Consider the following 21782-nt stretch of genomic DNA (forward strand, 5'->3'; position numbering starts at 1 on the left):
CGTCAGAACCCGGGCGCGCCCTGCGCCTTGGCGACCTGGGCGAACTGGTCCTGGATGGCCTGCGCGACCTGCTCCGGACTCTTCTTTCCGTAGATCATGTCCGCCAGGTAGAGATGCGTGTCCGGCGCGACGATCGCCTTCGCCTGGAACACGCCGATCGCCTTGGGCAACGCGGCGACCTGGGCCTTCGACGTCTCGGGGAGTCCGGCCGGGGTGGGTACCGACGGCTGCACGGACGGGATCTTCATCGCCGCGATGTAGTCGGCGTAGTCCGGGCCGAGCCAGAACGCGAGGAACTGCCGGGCGGCGTTCTGCCGCTTCTCGTCACCCGTGCGGAAGGTGACCACGCCGTTCGTCTGGTCCGGTGAATACAGGCCGGTCGCCGAGGAGTTGGCGACGGGGAACCAGCCGATCTTCTGGTCGATCTCGGCGGTGGAGTACTTGGCCTGCAACTGGCTCTGGAACGAGGTGACGTTGAGGACCATCCCCGCCTCGCCCTTCCACAGGGCGTCGGCCTGGCCGGTGAACGTGCCGGTGCGGTAGTTCTTCTGGGCGAGCCCGGCGTCGAGGAGTCCGTCCTTGTACTTCTTGATCGCGGCGACCACGACCGGGTCGGTCCACTTCTTCTCGCCCCGGTTCAGCCCCTCCCACCACTGCGGGCCGAGGTCGGTGAGCTGGAGCTGCATCTGCCATTGCAGCGGCCACTTGTCGCCGCCGGCCTCGTAGAAGCCCGCCGCGTCCGTCTTGTCGGTGACCGTGCGGCCCAGGGCGAGGAGTTGGTCGTAGGAGGTCGGGAAGTCCTTCTCGGTGAGGCCGGCCCGGCGGAAGACGTCCTTGTTGTAGTAGACGCCGAGCATCGCGGGGCTGGTGACGATCGCCGCGTACCGCTTGCCGTCGATCACCCCCAACTTCTGTTCCGTGCCGCCGAGTTTCGCCACCCACGGTTCGCCGTCGAGGGTGAGGAGGTTCTGCTTGGGCTGGATGAACGGCAGTGTGGAGATCGAGGGCTGCCAGAACATCAGGTCCGGGCGATCGCCGGAGGCGAGCTTCGTCGGCACGTTCTGCTCGTACAGGTCCGGGACCGCCTGCGTCTCCACCTTCGCGCCGGTGGCCTTCTCGAAGGCGTCGACGACCTGCTTCGGCGCGGTGACCGTGTTCTGTGCCGTCCACATCGTCAGCTTCACGCCGTCGAGGCGGGCGGTCGGGTCGACGGCCGACTGCTTCGTGTCCGCCGAGGAGTCACCGGCGGTCGGGTCGCTGCACGCGGTGGCGGCCAGACCGAGGGCGCACACCAGCGCCAGGGCGGGGAGAGCTCTTGTCTGCATCACGTGCCTTTCGAGAACGGGTGGTTCAGGAAGCAGGATCAGAACAGCGGTGCTCGTGCTGGGTGTTCAGTTGTGCGATGTGCCGAGTGGGGCGAACGCGTCGGTGGGGTGGGGGTGTTCAGCGGGCGGTGGGTGGCGCTGCCGAGCTCTCCCGGATCACCAGTTCCGGTACGGAGACGGGGTGCGGGGCGATCTGCGCGGACTTCTCCAGGGCGCCGTGCAGCAGGGCGAACGCGGCTCTGCCGAGGCCGGTGAAGTCGAGGCGGACGGTGGTCAGGGACGGGGTGAGGTAGGCGGAGTGCGGGGCGTCGTCGAAGCCGGCCACGCTCACGTCCTGCGGGACCCGGCGGCCCGACTCGTGCAGGGCGCGCAGCACGCCGAGCGCCAGGTCGTCGTTGCCGCACAGGACCGCCGTGACCGCCGGGTCCCGGGCGAGCCTGCGGCCCGCCGTGTGACCGCCCGCCGGGCCCCAACTCCCTTGCAGCGGGCGGGGGATCGGGGAGCCGGACTCCCTGAGCGCCCGCCGCCAGCCCTCCGTGCGGGCGGCGGTGCGGCGGGTGCTGGAGGGGATCGCGACGTAGTGGACGGTCGCGTGGCCCAGGGAGAGGAGGTGGCGGGTCGCCGCGTACGCCGCCTCGCGGTCGTCCGTCCACACCCACGGGCGGTCGCCCTGCGGGGGGCTCGCCGGGGTCTCGACCACGCCGACGACCGGGACGCCGTCGGGGACGGCGGCCAGCGCGCGGACGCCCGCCGGATCGTACGCGATCACGACCAGCCCGCCGCCCGCGTCCGCCGCGCGCCGGACCTCGGCGGCGACGGCGGTCTCGTCGTCGGTCTCCAGGACGCGTATCCCCACCGCGTACGACGCGGCGCGGGCCGCCTCCTCGATGCCCTGGAGGATCGCCGCGTACCCGTAGTGCGTGGTGTTCGCGGTCAGTACGGTCACGCCCCGGCTGACCCCGCTGGCCAGGGCGAGCGCCGTCGCGTTGCGCCGGAAGCCGAGCGTGTCGATGGCCGCGAGGACCCGCTCGCGGGTCGCCGGGCGGACGCTGGGGTGGTCGTTGATGACCCGGGAGACCGTCTGGTACGAGACCCCCGCGGCGCCCGCCACGTCCCTGATGCTCGCCGGGCGGCTTGTGTGACCGGTCACATCCATGCCAGGATTGTGACCGGTCACATAGGGGTCGTCAAGAGACCGTAACGACGGATTCACACGACGGGGAGGTGCCGTGACCGGGACGGTGGACGGGCTTGTCTGGGGGCAGCAGGGCCTGGAGGTGGAGTTCGGGGTCGCCTCGGACGGCACGCCCCGGGTGGTGCGGCTCGGGACGTCCGGCAAGGTCGTGGACCCCGAAGCAGCCCTGCCCATGGTGGAGTTGACGGCGTTCGGGCAGGGGAGCGGATGGTCCGGGCCGCGCTTCACCGGGACCGCGCTCGGCAACCGGCTGCGGTACGCGGGGCATTCGGTCGCCGGGGACTCGCTGACCCTCGAACTCCACGACGCCGGGACAGGGTTGACGGCGTTCGTCGAGCTGACGTCCTTCGACGGGCTGCCGGTGCTCAGGTCGCGGGTGCGGCTGCTCAACGACGGCGCCGAACCCCTCGTCGTCCAGTCCGTGAGCAGCCTGGTGCTCGGGGGGCTGCCCTCGCCGGACGTGCTCGACGTGCACCGGGCCCGCAACGACTGGCTCGCGGAGTGCCGTTGGGCGGCCGAGCCGCTGCGGGACGCCGTCGCGGACATCGGCGCCGATGCCCATCAGCACGACAGCCGGGCCGCGTACACGCTGACCGGGCGCGGGAGTTGGCCCACCGACGGGCATCTCGCGATGGGCGCGCTCACCGAACGAGGCGGCGGGCGGGCCTGGTTGTGGCAGATCGAGTCACCGGCCGGCTGGCGCTGGGACCTGGGGGAGCGGGAGCACGGCACCTACCTCGCGCTGAACGGGCCCACCGACGCCGCCCACCAGTGGCGGGTGCGGCTCGCGCCGGGCGCGGAGTTCACGACCGTGCCGGTCGCGCTCGCCGTCGGGGCCGGGTTCGACGCGGCGATGGGGGCGCTGACGTCGTACCGGCGGGCCGTGCGGCGTCCGCACCCCGATCACGTCGTGCTGCCGGTCGTCTTCAACGACTACATGAACACGCTGATGGGGGACCCCACTTCGGAGAAGCTGTACCCGCTGATCGACGCCGCCGCGCGGGCCGGCGCCGAGTACTTCTGCGTCGACTCCGGGTGGTACGACGACGACGCCGGGTGGTGGGACGGCGTGGGGGAGTGGGAGCCGTCGGTCCGGCGGTTCCCCGACGGGGGAATCCAGCGGGTGCTGGCGCGGATTCGGGAGCGGGGGATGGTGCCCGGACTCTGGCTGGAGCCCGAGGTGGTGGGGGTCCGCAGCCCCGTCGCGTCCGCACTCCCGCCGGAGGCGTTCTTCCAGCGCGACGGCGTCCGGCTCACCGAACAGGGGCGCCACCAGCTCGATCTGCGCCACCCCGCCGCGCGCGCCCACCTCGACCGGACCGTGGACCGGATCGTCGGGGGCTGGGGGGTCGGGTACCTCAAACTGGACTACAACATCGTGATCGACCCCGGCACGGTCGCCCCGGGTGATCTCGCCCCGGGCGCCGGCCTGTTGGGGCACGGTCACGCCTACCTCGACTGGCTGTCCGGGGTGTTGGACCGCTACCCCGGCCTCGTCATCGAGAACTGTGCCTCCGGCGGCATGCGGATGGACGGCGCCACCCTCGCCGTCGCCCAGCTCCAGTCCACCAGCGACCAGCAGGACCCCCTGCGCTATCCCCCCATCGCCGCCTCCGCCCCCACCGCCGCGCCGCCCGAGCAGGGCGCCGTCTGGGCCTACCCCCAGCCGGAGTTCTCCGACGAGCTGATCTCGTTCACGCTGGGCGGGGCGCTGTTGGGGCGGATACACCTCTCGGGGCACCTCGACCGGATGACGGATCATCAGATGCGGCTCGTGCGCGAGGCGTTGGACACGTACCGGGTGATCCGATCCGACCTCGCACACGCCCTTCCGTTCTGGCCGCTCGGGCTGCCCGGATGGGGGGACGAGTGGCTGGCCCTGGGCATGCGGGTGCCCGGCGGGCCGTCGTACCTGTCCGTGTGGCGGCGGGGTGGCGGTGGTGAACTCCGGGTGCCTGTCGCGCACTTGGCGGGGAGTGCCGTACGTGCCGAGGTGCTGCATCCGTCCGCCGTGGGGAGTGGGGCCGCGGTGTGGGAGGGGGAGGGGGTGCGGGTTTCGGTGGGAGGGGTGCCGGGGGTTTTGTTGGTGCGGTTGAGCTGAGCTCTCCGGTTGCCTGTGGCTGTGTGCGAGGGCGCCTCGGCCGAACATCGGCTGCCGGTCGGATCACTCCGGTGCGGTCAGGCACTCGGCGAGCAGCTCGACGACGTCGTGCCAAGCTCGTTGCGCGTGCCGTGGGTGATGACCTACGCCGGGGACCGTGGGGTGGTCGACCGGCGGGTGGTGGAAGGCGTGCAGGGCGCCGCCGTAGACCACGAGGCGCCAGTCGACGCCCGCCGCCTGCATCTCGGCGGTGAACGCGGCCCGTTGCGCGGGCGGCATGATCGGGTCCTCCGACCCGACGCCCGCCCACACGGGGCAGCGGATGCGCGCCGCCTCGTCCGGCCGGCCCGTGGTCAGCCCGTTGACCGTCCCGATCACCCGCAAGTCGACGCCGTCGCGCCCGAGTTCCAGCCCGACGGCGCCCCCGGTGCCGTAGCCGACGGCGGCGATCCGGTCGGGGTCGGTCCGCGGCTCGGCGCGCAGCACGGCCAGCGCCGCACGGCCGATGTCCCGCATCCGGTCGGGACTGGCGAGCAGCGGCATGCAGCGGGCCAGCATCTCCTCGGGGTCACCCAGATAGCGCCCGCCGTGCAGGTCGAAGGCCAGCGCCACGTATCCCAGTTCGGCGAGAGCGTCGGCCCGGCGGCGCTCGACGTCACTGAGCCCCATGCCCTCCGGCCCGAGCAGCACCGCGGGCCGGCGATCGACTCCGGCCGGGAGCGCGAGATACCCCACCATCGTCAGACCGTCGGCCGGGTACTCGACCGTGCGCGCGGTGATCGTCGTCATGCGACGGGACAGTAACGGTGGTCGAGTCGGATCGGGCCGTCGCTCTGCCGACGGCAGAGCAACGCGGGTGCGCCTCGAACTCGCCCGGCCGCCCCCGACGCCGTGCATAGTGTGCTCATGGACGGATTCACGGGCCGGGCCCGCCTCGAATGGTGGGCCAATCGCTCGACGTGCCTTGAGGAGTACGGCATCGGCATCACCGTCGCTGTCGACGCGGCCGGCACGTGGCGGGCGACCGGCCGGCATGCCGATGTCCTGGACACGGACCGGCGGGACGGCTGGAACTTCCTGATGGAGATGGACCCCCGCTTCTCCCTCGTGTTCCCGGGCGGGGAGGACAGCGGGATGTCGGTGCGAGTCTTCGAGGCGCAGGACGGGACTCTCACGTTCGTCGAGGCGTCGAACGAGGACGATGCGGCGGACATCACCTTCGACCGCCCCTGAGCCCGGCCCCCGGGGCAGGAACCGACTTCGCCGGCCTGCGCGGGCGTCAGGGCGTCAGGGGTGCGGGTACGCCGCCCGCCGGAGGGTGGGCGGTGGAGTCGCCGTGGTAGACCACCCACGTGCTGATCGCGATGTCCGTCAGCAGCCACAGGCCCGCGACCCCGAGGACCGTGTACTTGACCAGGCGGGTGCGGAAACGTACGACGGCCTCGACCTCGGCGGCGGTCTTCCCCTCGGCGGGCGGATAGTCGCGCCAACGGCCGGTGGCGACCCAGACCGCCGCCAGGCCGATGGCCACGTAGAGCGTCGTTCCCCCGAGTGTGCGGCCCACCTGGTACGGCGTCATCGGTCTCCCCCTGTGCGTCGTGCGACAGGGGGAGACCTTAGACCGCGCGCGTTACTCGCCCGAAGGCGCCGTCTGGGGTGTGCCGAGGGCTAACGGTGTGCCGAAGTTCGGTGTGCCGTCGGTGTTCCAGGTGAACTTCTGGGCCCGGGTGGAGCGGTTCATGTCGCAGCCGCCGCCGGCGGAGCTGTTGGCGTGGTACACCATCCAGTCCTCGGTGCCGTCGGGGGACTTGAAGAAACCGTTGTGGCCGGCGCCGTAGACGCCGTTCGCGTTGGAGCGCTGGAAGACGGGGTTGGGGGACTTGGTCCAGGAGGAGGAGTTGAGGGGATCGCCGCCGTTGTAGGTCAGCATGCCCAGCTTGTAGTCGGGGGTGGAGCAGTGACTCGCGGAGTAGACGATGAAGGTCTTGCCGCCGCGTTGGAGGACCTCGGCGCCCTCGTTGACCGCGCCGCCGACCGTCTCCCAGCTGTAGGTCGGCGTGGAGAGGACGCGACGGGTGCCGCTGGCCGTCCAGGGGTTGGAGAGGGGGCGGATGAACATCGGCTGGGAGCCGTTGTAGAAGGTCCCCAACAGGTAGAGCTGGCCGTTGAGTTGGAGGATGCCGGGGTCGAGTTCCCAGGTGTTGTCCTGGGACGGGTCGAGGAGGTCGGCCTTGAAGGTGTACGGGCCCATCGGGTCGAGGCCCGCGCTCTCCAGGACGTGGATGCGCTGGGTGCCGAGGTCGAACGGCTCACGCCCGGCCGTGTAGTAGAAGTACCAGCGCTGGCCGTTAGGGCCGTTGAGGAGATGGAACTCCGGCGCCCACATGGTGCCCGCCCCGTTCGGCCGGGACAGATTGAAGATCACCTGGTCGGACGCGGTGGCGAGCCCGGCGAGCGTGGGCGCCTTGCGCATGGTGATCGTCGAGTTCCAGGTGGTCGTCGCGAGGTAGTAGTTGCCGTTGTAGTACGTCATCCAGGGGTCCGGCCCCTGCTGCTTCAGCGGGTTGGTGAAGGTGCCCGGCGTGGTCGTGCCCCCGTTGAAGCCGGGCAGCCGCCACACCCGGCCCGCCGTCGAACTGCATGGCAACTGCACCAGGTTGGTGTTCGACGCCGACGAACCCCCGCTCGGCGTCACGCACTTCCCCGACCCGACCGACACCAGGTTGAACGTCTTGTCGGTCCCGCTCACCGCGACCGGCGTGAGCCGCCACTGCTGGTTGCTCGCGCCGTGGCACGGCCACTGGATGACCGCCGCGTTGTCGGCCGTGGACGCGCCGTACACGTCCACGCACTGACCGGACTGCGCGGTGACGGTGTACACGTCGCTCGTCCCCGCGACCGGCGTGTAGGTGAAGTTCTGGCCCGCCCCCGACGAACACGAGAACGCCCTCAACTGCGTCCCGTTCGTCGTCGAACTCCCCGGCAGGTCCAGGCAGTTGCCGCCGTTCTGGTTGACGCCCGTCGAGGTGAAGGCCACGGCGGCGGACGCGGACTGCTGCGGCACCACCAGGAAGGCGACCGCGAGCGCGAGCAGCGCGAGGAGTGCTCTGTATCTGGTCATGGGCCGTACACCTTCGCTTCGAGAAGACCGACCGAACTACTGCCGGTACTGGTCAGGAGCACCCGTAGCCGGCTGGTGTTCGTGGCGGTGAACGTGATGTGGTTGTACTGGTTCTTCGCCAGCGGATACCCGCTCGCCCCCGGCACGTCGACGTACGCACTGCCGTTCCAGTACTGGAGTTTCCACGCCGACGGCATGTCGATGCCCTGGTCGTCGTCGAAGAAGTACACGTCGGCCGTGTCGACGGTCCTCGCGGTCGGCCACGTCAACTCGGCCCACTGCTGGCCGGTTTCGGGCCAGGTGCCCCAGCGCGGGTTCACCGTGTCGTTCGACGAGGGCGGATCGATCCCGTCGTTGACGGCCGCGACACTCTCCCACGACGACGTGTACGACGCCGAAGCGGTCGCCGACAGCGCCTGGTTGGACGGCGGCTGGACCCCGCCCCGGTTGAACACCTTCACCTCGGTGAGCCCGGTCTTCGCCCCGGACGCGTTCGTCGCCAGCACCCGGACGCGCTGAGCGCTCACCGCCGGGAACGTCACCAGGTTGTAGTTGGCGCGCGGCACCGAGGGAGTCTTCGTCTGACTCGGCACGTCCACCCACGAACTGCCGTTGTAGTACTGGATGGTGTACGACGCCGGCGCCCGGTAGGTCGTACTGGCCGGGCGGCTGTCCTTGAAGTAGAGGCGGACCTCGTTCAGCGTGCGGGACGCGCCGAGGTTCAGCTCGTACCAGTCCTGCGCGTTGGGGGAGCCGCCCGCGCCCCAGAAGGGCTCGTTGGTCGGGTAGCCGTCGACCGCGCCCGAAGCGGCGCTGCCGGAACCGGTGTAGGAGGCGGAGGCGGTCGCGCCGGAGGCGAGGTTGGTGAGGTTCGCCGTGAGGTCGACGCCCGCCTTGGCGAGCATGTCGGTCATCCGGGGACTGTCCTGAACGACCTGGTTCGGCGCCTTGAGGCCCGCAACTGCCGTGTGGTAGCCGACCGTTCCGCTCGTCGTCACGTCACCCGTCGCCGGGTCCCACGTGAACGGCACCAGCGAGTTGACGGTCGCCACCCGGCTGCCGTTGATGAAGATCGAGTACCCCTCGGGGACCCCCGGGTAGCGGACCACGCCGTCGGACGGGTCGTCCCAGACGATCGTCAGGTCGGCGCCCCGGTAGCGGACGTTGTTGACGGTGAAGTGGGACCAGCCGATGTCGATCGGCGACAGCTCCACCTTCGCGTCGTTGCGGGGGCGCAGACCCGCCACGTCCTCGATGACCGTCCAGTTGGAGCTGCCGAGGATGTTGTGGTGAATCCACGAACGGTAGTTGACGGAGCTGCCGTTCCAGTCCGCCCAGAACTCGTTCGCGTCCGGCCACTGCGTGTTGCCGTTCACGTACTGCGCCCACGCGTTCCAGTACAGCAGCTTCTTGTAGTCGGTCGCGTTCATCCAGGAGTTGGGGTAGTTCCGCAGCACCGAGGAGTAGAGCCGGAACTGGACCGTGGAGTTGATGGTCGAGAAGTTGTTGGAGCCCGGCTGGCCCGCGTCGGCCGCCGCCTGCTTGTCGACCTGGTTCGCGGTGTAGAACGGGAACACCGGGTACTGCGCGGGGTCGTCGTACAGGCGCAGCGCCTGCTTGTACGTCGCCGTGTTGGGGACCGCGCCGACCGAGAACGGGTAGTAGTTGTTGATCTCCTTCCACGGCACCCACTCGTTGGTGGACTTCAGCCGGTGCTCGAAGAGCTGCCGGTTCGGGTTCCACAGGACGTTGACGATCGCGTCCTTGATCTGGCCGGCGAGCGTGCGCATCTCGGCCGCCTTGGCGGTGTTGCCGATCGCGTCGTACGCCTGCGCCGCCGCCAGAGCCCCGCTGTACTGGTAGGCGGACTCGGCGCGGTCCATGTTGCCGGGCTTCCAGTGGAAGGACACGGCGTCCGCGTCGTTGCCGGTCAGGGCGCCCCAGTCGTACTCGATGAGCTTGTTGTTGTCGTGGTCGTAGTAGGCGAGCTGGCCCTTCACGTCGCCCTCGGCGTAGTGCGCGAGGTTCGCCGCGATGCCGGGCTGGCCGCCGTGGAGCTGGTAACTGCGCCACGCCGCCTCGGCGATGTACTGCGTGTAGCTGTTGGACCAGTTCTCCGGGTCGCCCGGGTTGTCCAGGAACCGGCCGCCCTTGGAGACTTGGCCGACGCTCAGCCAGTCACCGTACGAATACGCCGGGTCCCGCAGGTACTTGAGGTCGTCGATGTGCATCGGCTGCGTCAGCGCGATCGCGTTGTTGTAGCCGAGGACGCCCTCGGTCGACGTCGGGAACTGGAAGGTCTGGCCCGGGATGTCGGCGTCCAGGTTGTTGAAGCGCATCAGCCACCAGCGGTAGTAGATGTTCTTCTTGATCGCCGGTTCGGGTACGTCGATGTAGGGGACGTTCTTCGCCCACCACTGGTTGTAGGCGCGCACGTGCGTCGCGAACGCGGTGTCCGCCGAGTACCCGGCGTACGCGTTGTACTCGGTCAGCGAGGCCGGGATCTCGTCGGTGACGAAACCCATCACGACCTTCACGGTCACCGTGGCCCCGGCCGCGACCGTCACCGACCGGTTCAGACCGCCGCTGGAGACGGTGAACCCGTCCCCGGTGAGGCGGGGCTTGATGGTCGTGAGGTTGTTGTACGCGTTGACCTGGCCCGTGAGTTCACTGCCGCTGCCGGTCGTCGCGTACGGCGACGTCGCGCGGAGCTGGAGCGTCGTCGACGCGGTGCCGTTGTTCTTGATCGCGAGGTTCGTCACGGCGACGTTGTTGTCGGTGATGAACTTGGTCTGCGTGACCGCGACTTGGCCGCTGGTGTGGACGCTGCGCCAGTGGCTCGGGACCTGCCGGCGCTGGGCGACCTGCTCGGTGAACGTACCGGGGGTGATCGCGACCGTGTAGGCGTTGTTGTTGCTGATGCTCTCCCAGTACGCGACCTGCCCGCCGAAACCGAGCGTGGCCGGGTTGTGGGTCTTCATGAACACCGCCCGCCCCCGGCTCATGAGCCAGGTGCCCGCCGGGTCGTCGCCGGTGCGGGCCAGCAGGCGGTCCATCCAGAAGTCGGTGCCCGAACTCTCCGAGTCGTAGATCGACTTCATCATGTCGCCGGTCGTGTAGCCGACCGGCGGGTTCGGGATCGCGGGCCCGTTGAACGTGGGGAAGCCGATCGTCTGCGCCGCGTGGGCCGGAGGCGCGACGAGAAACGGACAGAACGTGAGCAGTAACGCGAGGAGCAGGGCGTGCGGTCTTCTCATCGGAGGCTCCCTGGGTGGGGGTGACGAGAGGCACGGAAAGGGGCCTAAAAGGTTTTCGCAAGGTAGGAGTGAGCTGATGCGGTGTCAAGGGAGTGCGGAGGAAGCGGAGTTCGGGAGCCGTCGAACCCCGGGCCCTGCACCGGCCCCGGCGTCACGACAGCGGGGCCGTCGAACCCCGGATCACGACCCGGCACCGCACGGTCTCCACCCCCGAGCGCCGCGCCCCCGCGATCGCCCCCGACAGCGCGTGCGCCGCCGCCCGCCCCACCTGCTCCAGGTTCATGTCCACGCTGGTCAGCGGCGGACGTGAAGCGGCCGTCAGCACCTGCCAGTTGTCGAACCCCATCACCGACACGTCCTCCGGCACCCGCCGCCCCCGCTCCCGCAGCACGTCGATCACCCCCCGCGCGATCTGATCGCTCCCGCACAGCACCGCGTCCACATCGGGGTGCTGGTCCAGCAGCAGCACGGTCGCTGCCCGCCCCCACCCCTCCGACCAGGCCCCGAACCGGGGTTCGCCGACCAGGGCGAGCCCGGCGTCCCCGAGCGCGGCGCGGGCACCCGTCACCCGGTCGTGCGCGGCGGCGTACCCGGGGTCGCCGGTGATGTGCGCGATCCGCGTCCGCCCGCAGGCCAGCAGATGGGAGACGGCGATCCGGCCGGCGTCCACGTTGTCCGGGACGAGCGACAGATCCTCCGGGTCCTGCGAGGGCGCGTACGCGTACACCACCGGCACCGGCAGGTCGCGGCCGAGCGAGGGACGCGCGTCGGTCCGGCTGCCGACGACGATCAGCCCGTCCACCCGGCGCCCCAACAGCGCCCGGACATGGTGCTGTTCACGGATCGCGTCACCCCGCGCGTCGCACAGCAGCACCGCGACCTCGCCCGCGCCGAAGGCGTCCTCGGCGCCCATCAGGATCGGGATGCTGAACCGGCCCTCCAGGTCGCTGGTGAGCAGGCCGACCGTGCCCGACCGGCCCTCGATCAGGCTGCGGGCGAGCTGGTTGGGGCGGAACGCGAGGCGCTCGGCGGCCTCGATCACCCGCTGCCGGGTCTCCGCGCGGACCTGGCTGCGGCCGTTGAGCGCCTTGGACGCGGTGGCGATGGACACGCCCGCCAGCCGCGCGACGTCACCGAGGGTGGCGGGCTGCGAACGAGCGGGGCCTGGGGCCGGGGTCATGTGGTTCTCCTTCTCGCGTCGCGTGCGTAAACGGTACGCGAGTTGTTTTCGGCAAGGTGGCACGGACGGCGTTTCCACAGGTTTCGGTGACCCGGCGGAAACCGTGTCGGACAGGGGGATTGACGAGCCGTCAGGCCGGTCCTAGTTTTCTGAAAGCCTTTTCGGTTCGTTTCCGCGGGACTTGGGGGATCGACATGAGGAGCACCAACAGACGCGTACGCCGACTCGTCACCGGCACCGTGGCGCTCCTCGCCGCCGCGAGCCTCGCCACGGCCTGCGGCTCGTCGGACGACGGCGGTGGCGGCGGTGGAGGCGGCGGCAAGGCGTCGGGAGGCGTGGGCGGCGTCGACGACGGCACGAAGCTCACGATGTGGACGCGCGCCGCGACCCGGCCGCAGAGCGAGGCGCTGGTCAAGGCGTACAACGACAGCCACAAGAACAAGGTCGAACTCACCGTCGTCCCCACCGACGACTACCAGGCGAAGGTGGGTGCCGCGGCCGGCTCGCGCGAACTGCCCGACCTGTTCGCCTCGGACGTCGTGTTCGTCCCCAACTACACGTCCAGCGGCCTCTTCACCGACCTGACCTCCCGCATCGACGCCCTGCCGTTCGCCGGGAAACTCGCCCAGTCCCACATCAAGGCCGGTACGCACGACGGCAAGAAGTACGTCGTCCCCCACACCCTCGACCTCTCCGTCCTCTTCTACAACAAGGACCTCTACAACAAGGCGGGACTCGACCCGTCGAAGCCGCCCACCACCCTCGCCGAATGGGATCAACAGGCCCGTGCGGTCGACAAGTTGGGCGGCGGGGTCGACGGCACGTTCTTCGGCGGGAACTGCGGCGGCTGCGGTGTCTTCACCTGGTGGCCGTCCATCTGGGCAGCGGGGCAGGAGGTGCTGAACGACGACGGCACCGCCGCGACCCTCGACTCCCCGACCGCGAAGAAGGTGTACGACGTCTACCGGGGCTGGGTGAAGGACGGCATCGTCGCGCCCGGCGCCAAGGAGGAGACCGGCACGACCTGGACCGGCGTCTTCCCCAAGGGCAAGGTCGGCGTCATGCCGATGCCCTCCACGACGCTCGGCCTGATGCCGAAGAACCTCGACCTCGGCGTCGCCCCCATCCCCGGGCCCGACGGCGGGAAGTCCACGTTCGTCGGCGGCGACGCCATCGGGATCGCCGCCACCAGCAAGGCCACCGACCAGGCATGGAACTTCCTCGCCTGGACCCTGGGCGACGACGCGCAGGTGAACGTGGTCGCCGCGCACAAGGACGTCGTCGCCCGCACCGACCTCGCGTCCAACAAGTACTCGGCCGCCGATCCGCGCCTGGTCACCATCAACCAGCTCGTCGCGGACGGCCGTACGCCCTACGCCCTCAAGTTCGGGCAGACCTTCAACGACCCCAACGGGCCCTGGCTGAAGCTCATGCGGGACGCCGTGTTCGGGGACGGGAGCGGGATCGACAAGGAGAACAAGGAGGTCTCCGCGTCGCTGGCCGACTGACCGGCCCGATCGCGTCACCCGCCGGCCGGCCCGCTCGCGTCGCCGGCCGACCGACCGACCCGATCAGGGAGGAGATCCCATGCAGGTAAAGGCAGTCGAGCGGGCGGCGGCCCCGCGGCCGTCCGCCGCCCCGGACCCGCCCCGCCCCCGCCGCCGCTGGTGGCGCACCCGCACCGCACAGGGCATCGGGTACGCCACCCCCACCGCCGTCTTCGTCGCCGTCTTCTTCCTCTTCCCCCTCGTCCTCGTCGCCCAGATGTCGCTCAGCGACTGGCCGTTGCTCGCCGGGGACCGGGGCGGCAACGCGCCCGAGAACTTCACGGACGTCACCGACGGCTCCCTGTTCTGGCCCGCCGTCCGCTTCACCCTCCTCTACACCGGCGTCGTCACCGTCGTCCTCCTCGGACTCGCCCTGCTCCTCGCCCTGTTGGTGCAGGAGTCCCGGCCGGGCGCGGGCTTCTTCCGCACCGTGTACTTCCTGCCGGGAGCCCTCGGACTGACCTCCGCGTCCCTGTTGTTCTGGGGGATGTACAGCCCCAACACCGGGCCGCTCAGCAAGATGCTGGAGAGACTCGGGCTCGCCGACGGCCCCGTGTCCTTCCTCGGCTCGCCCGGCGCGGCGCTCTGGTCGACCGTGTTCCTCGTCGTGTGGAAGTTCGCCGGGTTCTACATGCTGATCCTGCTCGTCGGACTCCAGCGCATCCCGCACGAGTTGTACGAGGCCGCCCGCATGGATGGCGCGAGCCGGTCGCAGATCTTCCGGTCCATCACCCTGCCGCTGCTGCGGCCCTCCCTCGCACTGTCGCTCCTGCTCTGCGTCACCGGATCGCTGCTCGCCTTCGACCAGTTCTTCGTGCTGACCAAGGGCGGGCCCGACAACAGCACGGTGACCGTCGTGCAGTTGATCTACCGGGAGGCGTTCCAGAAGCTCAACCTCGGTACGGCGGCGGCCCTTTCGATCCTCGTGCTGGCCGCACTGCTCCTGCTGAACGCCTTCCAGTTCCGAGGGCTGCGAAAGGAGGACGCGTGAAAGGGGGCCTTGTGGAGGGAACGCGCGGAGAAGGGATGCGGACGCCGTACTACGTCGTCGCGGGCGGGCTCGCCGTCATCTTCCTGTTCCCGCTGCTCTGGAACACCTGGGCATCGGTCAGCCCTCAACCCGGCACCGCCCAGGAGTCCGGGTACGGCCTCGGCAACTACCGCACCCTCCTCGACTACGACGCCGGACTGTGGCAGTACTTCCTCAACAGCACCCTCGTGTCCCTCCTCACAGTCGCCCTCACCCTCGGCGTCTCGCTGCTCGGCGGATACGCCTTCGCGCGGTTCCAGTTCCCGGGCAAGAACGTGCTGTTCCTCGTCACGCTGGCGATCCTGATGGTGCCGTACGCGACACTGCTGATCCCGCTGTACGTCCTCCTCGGACGGCTGCATCTCCAGAACTCGCTGATCGGGCTGAGCCTGGTCCTCGCGATGTTCCAACTCCCGTTCGCCACCTTCATGATGCGGATCTCCTTCGAGTCGGTGCCGAGGGAGCTGGAGGAGTCGGCGCTGGTCGACGGGTGCGGGACGGCGGGGGCGCTGCGGCGCATCCTGCTGCCCGCGGTACGGCCGGGGCTCATCACCGTCGGACTCTTCGCGTTCCTCGCCGCGTGGAACGACTTCATCGCGCCGCTGATCCTGATCTCCGACAGCGCGAAGGCGCCACTGCCGCTCGCCGTCGCCAATCTGCGCCAGCAGAGCATGGGTGCGGTCGACTACGGCGCCACCGAGGCGGGCGTCGTGGTGCTGGCGGTGCCCTGTCTGCTGCTGTTCCTGCTGCTGCAACGGCATTACGTGCGCGGGTTCATGTCGGGCGCGCTCAAGGGATGACCCCGCTGGTGAGGACGACCCCACTGGCTTCGGATGGTTTCCGACGACCGGAAGGCTTGAACTGGTGACGGACAACATGGCGGGCCCCCTCGCGACACCCGTCGTGCCGAGCCGGGGCCGGCTGCGGCCCCTCGGGCTCGGCGAGGTCAGGATCACCGGCGGGTTCTGGGCCGGGCGCAGGCGGACCAACGCGACCGCGACGCTCGACCACTGCCGGTACTGGATGGAACGCGTCGGCTGGATCGGCAACTTCCGCGCCGCCGCCGAGGGCCGTATCCGACACGACCGCAGGGGACGGGAGTTCGCCGACTCCGACGTCTACAAACTCATGGAGGCGATGGCCTGGGACGGTGACCGCGACCCCGAGATCGCCGCGCTCACCGAGGCCGTCGCCCTCGCCCAGGAACCCGACGGCTACCTCGACACCGCCTTCGGACGCCCCGGCCAGCAGCCCCGCTACAGCGACCTCGCCTGGGGCCACGAGCTGTACTGCTACGGCCACCTGATCCAGGCCGGCGTCGCGCAGACCCGGGCGCGCGGCGAGGGCGAACTCGCGAAGATCGCCCGCCGGGCCGCCGACCACGTCTGCACGGTGTTCGGCGAGGGCGGCAACACCGGGATCTGCGGACACCCCGAGGTGGAGACCGCGCTCGTCGAACTCGCCCGCGCGACCGGCGAACAGCGCTACCTCGACCAGGCCGCCCTGTTCATCGCGCGCCGGGGTCAACATCGCCTCGGTGACGGCGAGTTCGGGCGCGCCTACTTCCAGGACGACGTACCCGTCCGGGACGCGACCGTCTTCCGGGGCCACGCCGTCCGCGCCCTCTACCTCGCCGCCGGGGCGGTGGACGTCGCCGTCGAGACCGGGGACGACGAACTCCTCGCGGCCGTCGAGCGCCAGTGGGAGGCGACGGTCGCCCGCCGCACCTACCTCACCGGCGGCATGGGCTCCCACCACCGCGACGAGGCGTTCGGCGACGACCACGTCCTGCCGCCCGACCGCGCCTACTCCGAGACCTGCGCCGGCGTCGCCTCCGTCATGCTCGCCTGGCGGCTCCTCCTCGCGACCGGCGACCCCCGCTACGCCGACCTCGCCGAACGCACCCTCTTCAACGTCGTCGCCACCTCCCCCTCCCGGGACGGCCGCTCCTTCTTCTACGCCAACACCCTCCACCGCCGCGTCCGCGGCACCGTCCCCGCCCCCGACGCCGAGAGCCCGCGAGCCCAGTCCAGCCTGCGCGCCCCCTGGTTCGCCGTCTCCTGCTGCCCGACGAACGTCGCCCGCACCCTGGCCGCGCTCCCCACCCAGCTCGCGACCACCGACGACCACGGCATCCAGCTCCACCAGTACGCCGACGCGGAGATCAGCACCGGGGAGTACGCCCTGCGCATCCGCACCGACTACCCCCACGACGGCACGGTCACCGTCACCGTCGACCGTTCCCCGGCCCACCCCTGGACCCTCTCCCTGCGCGTCCCCGGCTGGACCCGGGGCGCCGCCGCCTGGCTCACCGACCCGACCGGCACCCGCCGCCCCGTCCACCCCGGCACCACCCAGGTCACCCGCGTCTTCCGCCCCGGCGACGACATCACCCTCACCCTCCCCATGACCCCCCGCTGGCTCACCCCCGACCCCCGCATCGACGCCGTCCGCGGCACCGTCGCCGTCCAGCGCGGCCCCGTCGTCTACTGCGCCGAATCCGTCGACCTCCCCGGCGACCGAGACGTCGACACCCTCCGCGTCGACCCCGGCGGACGCCTGGAGGACGGCCCCGCGCACACGGTCGTCGCATCGGGCTCGGTGACGACCGAAGCCGCCGACACCAGCTGGCCGTACCACCCCCTCCACGAACCGAGCCCCACCGCCGACGTCCAGCCGACCGGGGTGGTGCTGGTGCCGTACCACTCGTGGGCGAATCGGGGGCCTTCGACGATGAGGGTGTGGCTGCCGACGGAGGGAACCTGATCCGCCGACGAATCCGGGGAACGGGGTGTCGGGAACCACCCGGTCCTGCCAACATGCCGTGGGGGAATCCGACGCCGGGGTAGGGGAGCTCTTGTGACGTCCACACAAAGCAACGATCAGCGTCTGCTCGACCGCATCCTGGAGGACCAGCACCGCAAGCAGGCGCCCGAGAAGGCACGCGACGACTTCTTCACCTTCTTCGCCGCCGACAAGGCGTTACAGGACTGGGACCTCGACAACGACGAGATCATGGACGGCATCGTCGACGGCTCCCACGACTGCGGCATCGACGGCATCTGGACCTTCGTCGACGAGCGGTACATCACCGCCGACACGCACAAGTACCTGTCGTCCAGGGCGGGCAAGATCGAGCTGGTGATCCTCCAGGCGAAGAACTCCTCGGGGTACCAGGAGACGGTGATCGAGAAGCTGCACTTCCATCTGCCGACCCTGCTCGACATGGGCCGCGACGAGGACGACCTGATCGGCCACACCAACGCCAAACTCCTCGACCGCACCCGGCGGTTCCTGCACGTCCTGGAGGAACTCGCCTCGTCGTTCCCCCAGGTCCACGTCAAGGTCATCTACGCCAACAAGTCCGCCGAGACCCCCCATCCCAACGTCAAGTCCAAGGGTGACCGGCTGCGCCGGGAACTGGAGACGATCACGTCCGACGCGAAGGCGGACCTGGAGTACCTGAACGCCGCCGACCTGCGTGAGCGCACCGCCCGTGGCGCCAAGGCGGTCGCGCAACTGGTCTTCACGGAGACCCCGATGAGCACGTCGCTGGGCGAGGGTTACGTGTGCCTGGCCCGGCTCGACGAGTACTACCAGTTCATCACGTCGGACAACGAAGCCCTGCGGCTGGAGCTGTTCGAGTCGAACGTGCGCGACTACGCGGGCTCCACGGACGTCAACAACGCGATCGGCGACACCCTCAAGTCCGGTACCGGGGAGGACTTCTGGTGGTTCAACAACGGTGTCACCGTCGTGGCGGACGCCGCCCAGATCGTCGGCAAGCGGATCGTCGTCAAGGAACCGCAGATCGTCAACGGCCTCCAGACCAGCCACGAGATCTACAGCTACGTCCAGAACGGCGGGCAGCACCGCGACCGCTCGCTCCTGGTGAAGATCGTGGTCGCGCCCGAGTCCGGCACCGCCCGCGACCGCATCATCCGGGCCACCAACAGCCAGACCCAGTTGCCCGCCGGTGCGCTGCGGGCGACCGAACCCATTCAGAAGGACATCGAGGAGAGCCTGAACCAGGCCGGCGGCTACTACTACGAGCGCCGTGCCAGTTACTACCGCAACCAGGGCTTCCCGCTCGACCGAGTGGTCAGCATGGCCCGGCTCGCCCGCGAGTTCATGGCCTTCGTCCTGCGCGAACCGCACACCGCGCTCAGACACTCCGACGGCCTGCTCCTCGACAACCAGCACTACAAGCAGATCTTCACCGCCCGCCACGACCTGGACATCTACCGGCTCTGCCTCGACGTCCACTTCCGGATACGCGGCTTCCTCGCGCACCAGGCGGAGGACAAGCCGTTGCTCGGCGACTCCGTGGAGAACTGGCTCTACCCGCTCACCGCCATGTCGGCCTACACCCTCACGCGACTGCGGCAGCCCACGGTGCGGGACCTGCTCAACATCGACCTCGACCATCTCACCGACGACCTCATGGCCCGGATGAGCGGCACGCTCGAGAACAACTTCAGGAGCGCGCTGAGGCACAGCAAGGCCGGAGGGGTCGACCGCATCGCCCGCACCCTGGACTTCACCAACAAACTCCGCCAGGACGTCGTCTCGCAGAGCCGGTACCAGGTCGAACGCTGAGCCGCCTCACACCACCACCCACAACCCCACCGTCAGCACGAACCCCGCGCACCCCATCACCGTCGTCAGCACCGTCCACGTCCGCAGACCCGACGCGACGTCCAGGCCGGCGAGGCGGGTGAACATCCAGTAGCCGGCGTCGTTGATGTGGGAGAGGGTGAGGGCGCCGGCGCCCATGGAGAGGGCGACCAGGGAGAGTTGGCCGGTTGTGAGGTCGGCGCGTTGGAGGAGGGGGGTGAGGATGCCGGCTGTCGTGATCAGGGCGACTGTGGCTGAGCCCTGGGCCGCGCGCAGGGCGAGGGCGGTGAGGAAGGCGAGGAACAGGGCGGGGAGGCCGGTGCGTTCGAGGACGTCGGCGATCGCGTCGCCGATGCCGCTGGCGACGAGGACCTTGCCGAAGACGCCGCCCGCGCCGGCGACGAGGATGACCATGGCGACGGGAGGGAGCGCCGAGCCCATCACCTCCGCGACGCGGGCCCGGTCCCAGCCGCGCCGGGCGCCGAGCAGCCAGCCGCACAGGGCGACATCGATGAGGAGGGCGACCATCGGGGCGCCGAGGACGGTGAGGACCGCGCGCAGGGTCGAGCCCTCCGCCAGGACGTTCTCGCCGATCGTGCCGAGGAGGATCAGGAGGATCGGGGTGACGATGAGGGCGAGGACCATGCCGAAGGACGGCGGGGGTACGTCGGTGTCGACGGCGGACGGCTCGGTGAGAACGGCCGTGCCGTGACCGTCGCCCGCGCGCACCGGGGTCGAACCGGCGCCGGAGCCGCCCGAGTCGGCCTCGTACACCTCCGCCCGCACCGCCGGGTCCATCGGATACTCCCGCCGCGTCATCCGCCGCGACACGAAGTACCCCAGCACCACCACGGCCGCCGTGAGGGGAATCCCCATCAGCAGCACCAGCCCCTGGCTCGCGCCGATCGCCTCGATCCCGGCGACCGCACCGGGGTGCGGCGGCAGGAACGCGTGGACGGTCAGCATTGCCGCGCCCATCGGCAGCGCGTACACCAGCAGCGGCTTGCGGGACGCCCGCGCGACGCCGTACGCGATCGGCATCAGGATGATCAGGCCGACCTCGAAGAAGACGGGGATGCCGAGGACGAACCCGGCGACGGTGAGGGCGAACGGGGTGCGTCTCGCGCCGAAGCGGTCGATGAGGGAGTGGGCGAACGCGTGGGCGCCGCCGGAGAGTTCGATGACGCGGCCGATCATCGCACCGAGGGCGATGATCGTGGCGATGTGCCCCAGCGTCGCGCCCATCCCCTCCTCGACGGTCTTCACGAGGTCGGCGGCGGGCACCCCGGCCGCGAGGGCGACACCGATGCTGACGACGACCAGCGCCACGAACGGCTGGACCTTGCCCCTGAGGATCAGCAGGAGCAGCAGACCGACACCGGCCGCCGCGATCCCGAGCAGCGCGCCGTGGCTCATCGGCCGGCCCCTTCCCGCGACGCAGACGCAGACGCAGACGCAGACGGGGACGGTGACGGGGACAGGACCGTGACCACGGAGGAGTCGTCCCGGGCCCCCAACCCCGCCTTCTCGCCCAGCAGATACACCTGCTCGGCGGCTGCCGCCAGCGGCACCGGCACATGCGCGTCGCGCGCGACACCGGTGACGATCCCCATGTCCTTCACGAAGATGTCGAGCCGCGACTTGACCTCGGCCTCCCCCGTCCCGTCGTACAACTGGACCATGCGCGGCCCCCGGTCGGCGAACATGAACGACCCGGCGGCCCCCTGGCTCAGGCTCTCCACGACGGTCGCGGGGTCCAGCCCCAGCCCCCGTGCGAGCGCGATCGCCTCCGCGGCGGCGGCGATGTGCACCCCGGCGAGGAGCTGGTTGACGGCCTTCATCGCCTGCCCGTCCCCGGGCCGCGCCCCGACGACGGTCAACGTCGACGCGAGCCGTTCGAGCACCGGCCGCGCCGCCCCGAGCGCGGCCTCCTCGGCGCCCACGACGATCAGCAGATCCCCGGCACCGGCCCGCACCGGCCCACCGCTCACCGGCGCGTCCACCGTCAACACCCCGCGCTCGGCAAGCCGTTGAGCAGTCCCCCGCGCCGCCTCGGGTCCGACCGTACTCGTGAGGACGACGACAGCCCCCGCCCGCAACGCCTCGACGGCCCCCGCCGTCCCGAACAACGCCCCCTCCACCTGGAGTTGATCGCGCACGGCGACCACGACCACGTCGGCGTCCCGCACGGCCTCGGCGGGCGACGCGGCGTCATGCGCGCCCTCGGCGGCCAGAGCGGCCCGGCGTCCGGCGTCGATGTCGTAGACGGACAAAGGGAGTTCGGCGGCGAGGCGGCGGGCCATGGGCAGACCCATGGCCCCAAGACCGAGGACAGCGGTACGGGGCAGGGCGGCGACATGAGGCAGGCCGGCGATATGAGGCAGGGCGGACATCTTCGTCCTCTCCGAG

General features: G+C 70.4%; 16 protein-coding genes. 7 read left to right on the forward strand and 9 right to left on the reverse strand.

Annotated features, from left to right (window positions below):
- Positions 1-2 precede the first annotated feature (2 nt).
- Complete coding sequence (locus ABZX85_RS14350; protein ID WP_355866823.1) at positions 3-1325, reverse strand: extracellular solute-binding protein; 1323 nt, start codon at positions 1323-1325, stop codon at positions 3-5.
- A gap of 118 nt (positions 1326-1443) precedes the next feature.
- Complete coding sequence (locus tag ABZX85_RS14355) at positions 1444-2481, reverse strand: LacI family DNA-binding transcriptional regulator (RefSeq protein ID WP_355866826.1); 1038 nt, start codon at positions 2479-2481, stop codon at positions 1444-1446.
- Between the two features lie 73 nt (positions 2482-2554).
- Between ABZX85_RS14355 and ABZX85_RS14360 the strand changes: the two genes are divergently transcribed.
- Positions 2555-4621 (forward strand): alpha-galactosidase, encoded by a 2067-nt coding sequence (locus ABZX85_RS14360; protein ID WP_355866829.1) that lies wholly within the window; start codon positions 2555-2557, stop codon positions 4619-4621.
- A 63-nt stretch (positions 4622-4684) separates the two neighbouring features.
- Here ABZX85_RS14360 and ABZX85_RS14365 read toward each other — a convergent pair whose 3' ends face one another.
- On the reverse strand, positions 4685-5410 hold the full coding sequence (locus ABZX85_RS14365; protein WP_355866832.1) for a dienelactone hydrolase family protein: 726 nt from the start codon (positions 5408-5410) through the stop codon (positions 4685-4687).
- Between the two features lie 117 nt (positions 5411-5527).
- On the opposite strand from ABZX85_RS14365, the gene ABZX85_RS14370 reads away from it, so the two are divergent.
- Complete coding sequence (locus tag ABZX85_RS14370) at positions 5528-5854, forward strand: hypothetical protein (RefSeq protein ID WP_355866835.1); 327 nt, start codon at positions 5528-5530, stop codon at positions 5852-5854.
- A 46-nt stretch (positions 5855-5900) separates the two neighbouring features.
- Here ABZX85_RS14370 and ABZX85_RS14375 read toward each other — a convergent pair whose 3' ends face one another.
- From ABZX85_RS14375 to ABZX85_RS14390, 4 genes are all read right to left on the reverse strand, one after another.
- Positions 5901-6200 (reverse strand): hypothetical protein, encoded by a 300-nt coding sequence (locus tag ABZX85_RS14375; RefSeq protein WP_355866838.1) that lies wholly within the window; start codon positions 6198-6200, stop codon positions 5901-5903.
- A 51-nt stretch (positions 6201-6251) separates the two neighbouring features.
- Positions 6252-7742, reverse strand: a complete 1491-nt coding sequence (locus tag ABZX85_RS14380) for a family 43 glycosylhydrolase (protein WP_355866841.1) — start codon at positions 7740-7742, stop codon at positions 6252-6254.
- Positions 7739-10999: a discoidin domain-containing protein gene (locus ABZX85_RS14385; protein ID WP_355866844.1), complete on the reverse strand. Its 3261-nt coding sequence runs from the start codon at positions 10997-10999 to the stop codon at positions 7739-7741. The genes ABZX85_RS14380 and ABZX85_RS14385 overlap by 4 nt, the downstream gene beginning before the upstream one ends.
- Before the next feature lie 151 nt (positions 11000-11150).
- Complete coding sequence (locus ABZX85_RS14390; RefSeq protein ID WP_355866847.1) at positions 11151-12179, reverse strand: LacI family DNA-binding transcriptional regulator; 1029 nt, start codon at positions 12177-12179, stop codon at positions 11151-11153.
- Positions 12180-12373: 194 nt separating this feature from the next.
- On the opposite strand from ABZX85_RS14390, the gene ABZX85_RS14395 reads away from it, so the two are divergent.
- The 5 genes from ABZX85_RS14395 to ABZX85_RS14415 all read left to right on the forward strand — a co-directional run bounded on the left by ABZX85_RS14395 (position 12374) and on the right by ABZX85_RS14415 (position 19355).
- Positions 12374-13687, forward strand: a complete 1314-nt coding sequence (locus ABZX85_RS14395) for a sugar ABC transporter substrate-binding protein (RefSeq protein WP_355866850.1) — start codon at positions 12374-12376, stop codon at positions 13685-13687.
- Between the two features lie 79 nt (positions 13688-13766).
- On the forward strand, positions 13767-14717 hold the full coding sequence (locus ABZX85_RS14400) for a sugar ABC transporter permease (RefSeq protein WP_355866853.1): 951 nt from the start codon (positions 13767-13769) through the stop codon (positions 14715-14717).
- A 35-nt stretch (positions 14718-14752) separates the two neighbouring features.
- Positions 14753-15556 carry a carbohydrate ABC transporter permease gene (locus ABZX85_RS14405; RefSeq protein WP_355866856.1) on the forward strand — a complete coding sequence of 268 codons (804 nt, stop codon included), beginning with the start codon at positions 14753-14755 and terminating at the stop codon, positions 15554-15556.
- Between the two features lie 76 nt (positions 15557-15632).
- On the forward strand, positions 15633-17522 hold the full coding sequence (locus ABZX85_RS14410) for a beta-L-arabinofuranosidase domain-containing protein (protein WP_355867903.1): 1890 nt from the start codon (positions 15633-15635) through the stop codon (positions 17520-17522).
- Between the two features lie 93 nt (positions 17523-17615).
- Positions 17616-19355, forward strand: coding sequence for an AIPR family protein (locus ABZX85_RS14415; RefSeq protein ID WP_355866859.1), 1740 nt, complete (start codon positions 17616-17618; stop codon positions 19353-19355).
- A gap of 6 nt (positions 19356-19361) precedes the next feature.
- Here ABZX85_RS14415 and ABZX85_RS14420 read toward each other — a convergent pair whose 3' ends face one another.
- Together ABZX85_RS14420 and ABZX85_RS14425 are read right to left on the reverse strand one after the other, a co-directional pair.
- Positions 19362-20789 (reverse strand): gluconate:H+ symporter, encoded by a 1428-nt coding sequence (locus tag ABZX85_RS14420; RefSeq protein WP_355866862.1) that lies wholly within the window; start codon positions 20787-20789, stop codon positions 19362-19364.
- Complete coding sequence (locus tag ABZX85_RS14425; protein ID WP_355866865.1) at positions 20786-21766, reverse strand: NAD(P)-dependent oxidoreductase; 981 nt, start codon at positions 21764-21766, stop codon at positions 20786-20788. Before ABZX85_RS14425 ends, ABZX85_RS14420 begins: the two co-directional genes overlap by 4 nt.
- Between the last annotated feature and the right edge of the window lie 16 nt (positions 21767-21782).

The sequence above is a fragment of the Streptomyces sp. NPDC004539 genome, from assembly GCF_040610055.1.
GTDB lineage: Bacteria > Actinomycetota > Actinomycetes > Streptomycetales > Streptomycetaceae > Streptomyces.

Coding starts and splice junctions, on each gene's coding strand:
- ABZX85_RS14350 (WP_355866823.1), bottom strand. CDS start 1,325: ATGCAGACAAGAGCTCTCCCCGCCCTGGCGCTGGTGTGCGCCCTCGGT.
- ABZX85_RS14355 (WP_355866826.1), bottom strand. CDS start 2,481: ATGGATGTGACCGGTCACACAAGCCGCCCGGCGAGCATCAGGGACGTG.
- ABZX85_RS14365 (WP_355866832.1), bottom strand. CDS start 5,410: ATGACGACGATCACCGCGCGCACGGTCGAGTACCCGGCCGACGGTCTG.
- ABZX85_RS14370 (WP_355866835.1), top strand. CDS start 5,528: ATGGACGGATTCACGGGCCGGGCCCGCCTCGAATGGTGGGCCAATCGC.
- ABZX85_RS14375 (WP_355866838.1), bottom strand. CDS start 6,200: ATGACGCCGTACCAGGTGGGCCGCACACTCGGGGGAACGACGCTCTAC.
- ABZX85_RS14380 (WP_355866841.1), bottom strand. CDS start 7,742: ATGACCAGATACAGAGCACTCCTCGCGCTGCTCGCGCTCGCGGTCGCC.
- ABZX85_RS14385 (WP_355866844.1), bottom strand. CDS start 10,999: ATGAGAAGACCGCACGCCCTGCTCCTCGCGTTACTGCTCACGTTCTGT.
- ABZX85_RS14390 (WP_355866847.1), bottom strand. CDS start 12,179: ATGACCCCGGCCCCAGGCCCCGCTCGTTCGCAGCCCGCCACCCTCGGT.
- ABZX85_RS14395 (WP_355866850.1), top strand. CDS start 12,374: ATGAGGAGCACCAACAGACGCGTACGCCGACTCGTCACCGGCACCGTG.
- ABZX85_RS14400 (WP_355866853.1), top strand. CDS start 13,767: ATGCAGGTAAAGGCAGTCGAGCGGGCGGCGGCCCCGCGGCCGTCCGCC.
- ABZX85_RS14405 (WP_355866856.1), top strand. CDS start 14,753: ATGCGGACGCCGTACTACGTCGTCGCGGGCGGGCTCGCCGTCATCTTC.
- ABZX85_RS14410 (WP_355867903.1), top strand. CDS start 15,633: ATGGCGGGCCCCCTCGCGACACCCGTCGTGCCGAGCCGGGGCCGGCTG.
- ABZX85_RS14420 (WP_355866862.1), bottom strand. CDS start 20,789: ATGAGCCACGGCGCGCTGCTCGGGATCGCGGCGGCCGGTGTCGGTCTG.
- ABZX85_RS14425 (WP_355866865.1), bottom strand. CDS start 21,766: ATGTCCGCCCTGCCTCATATCGCCGGCCTGCCTCATGTCGCCGCCCTG.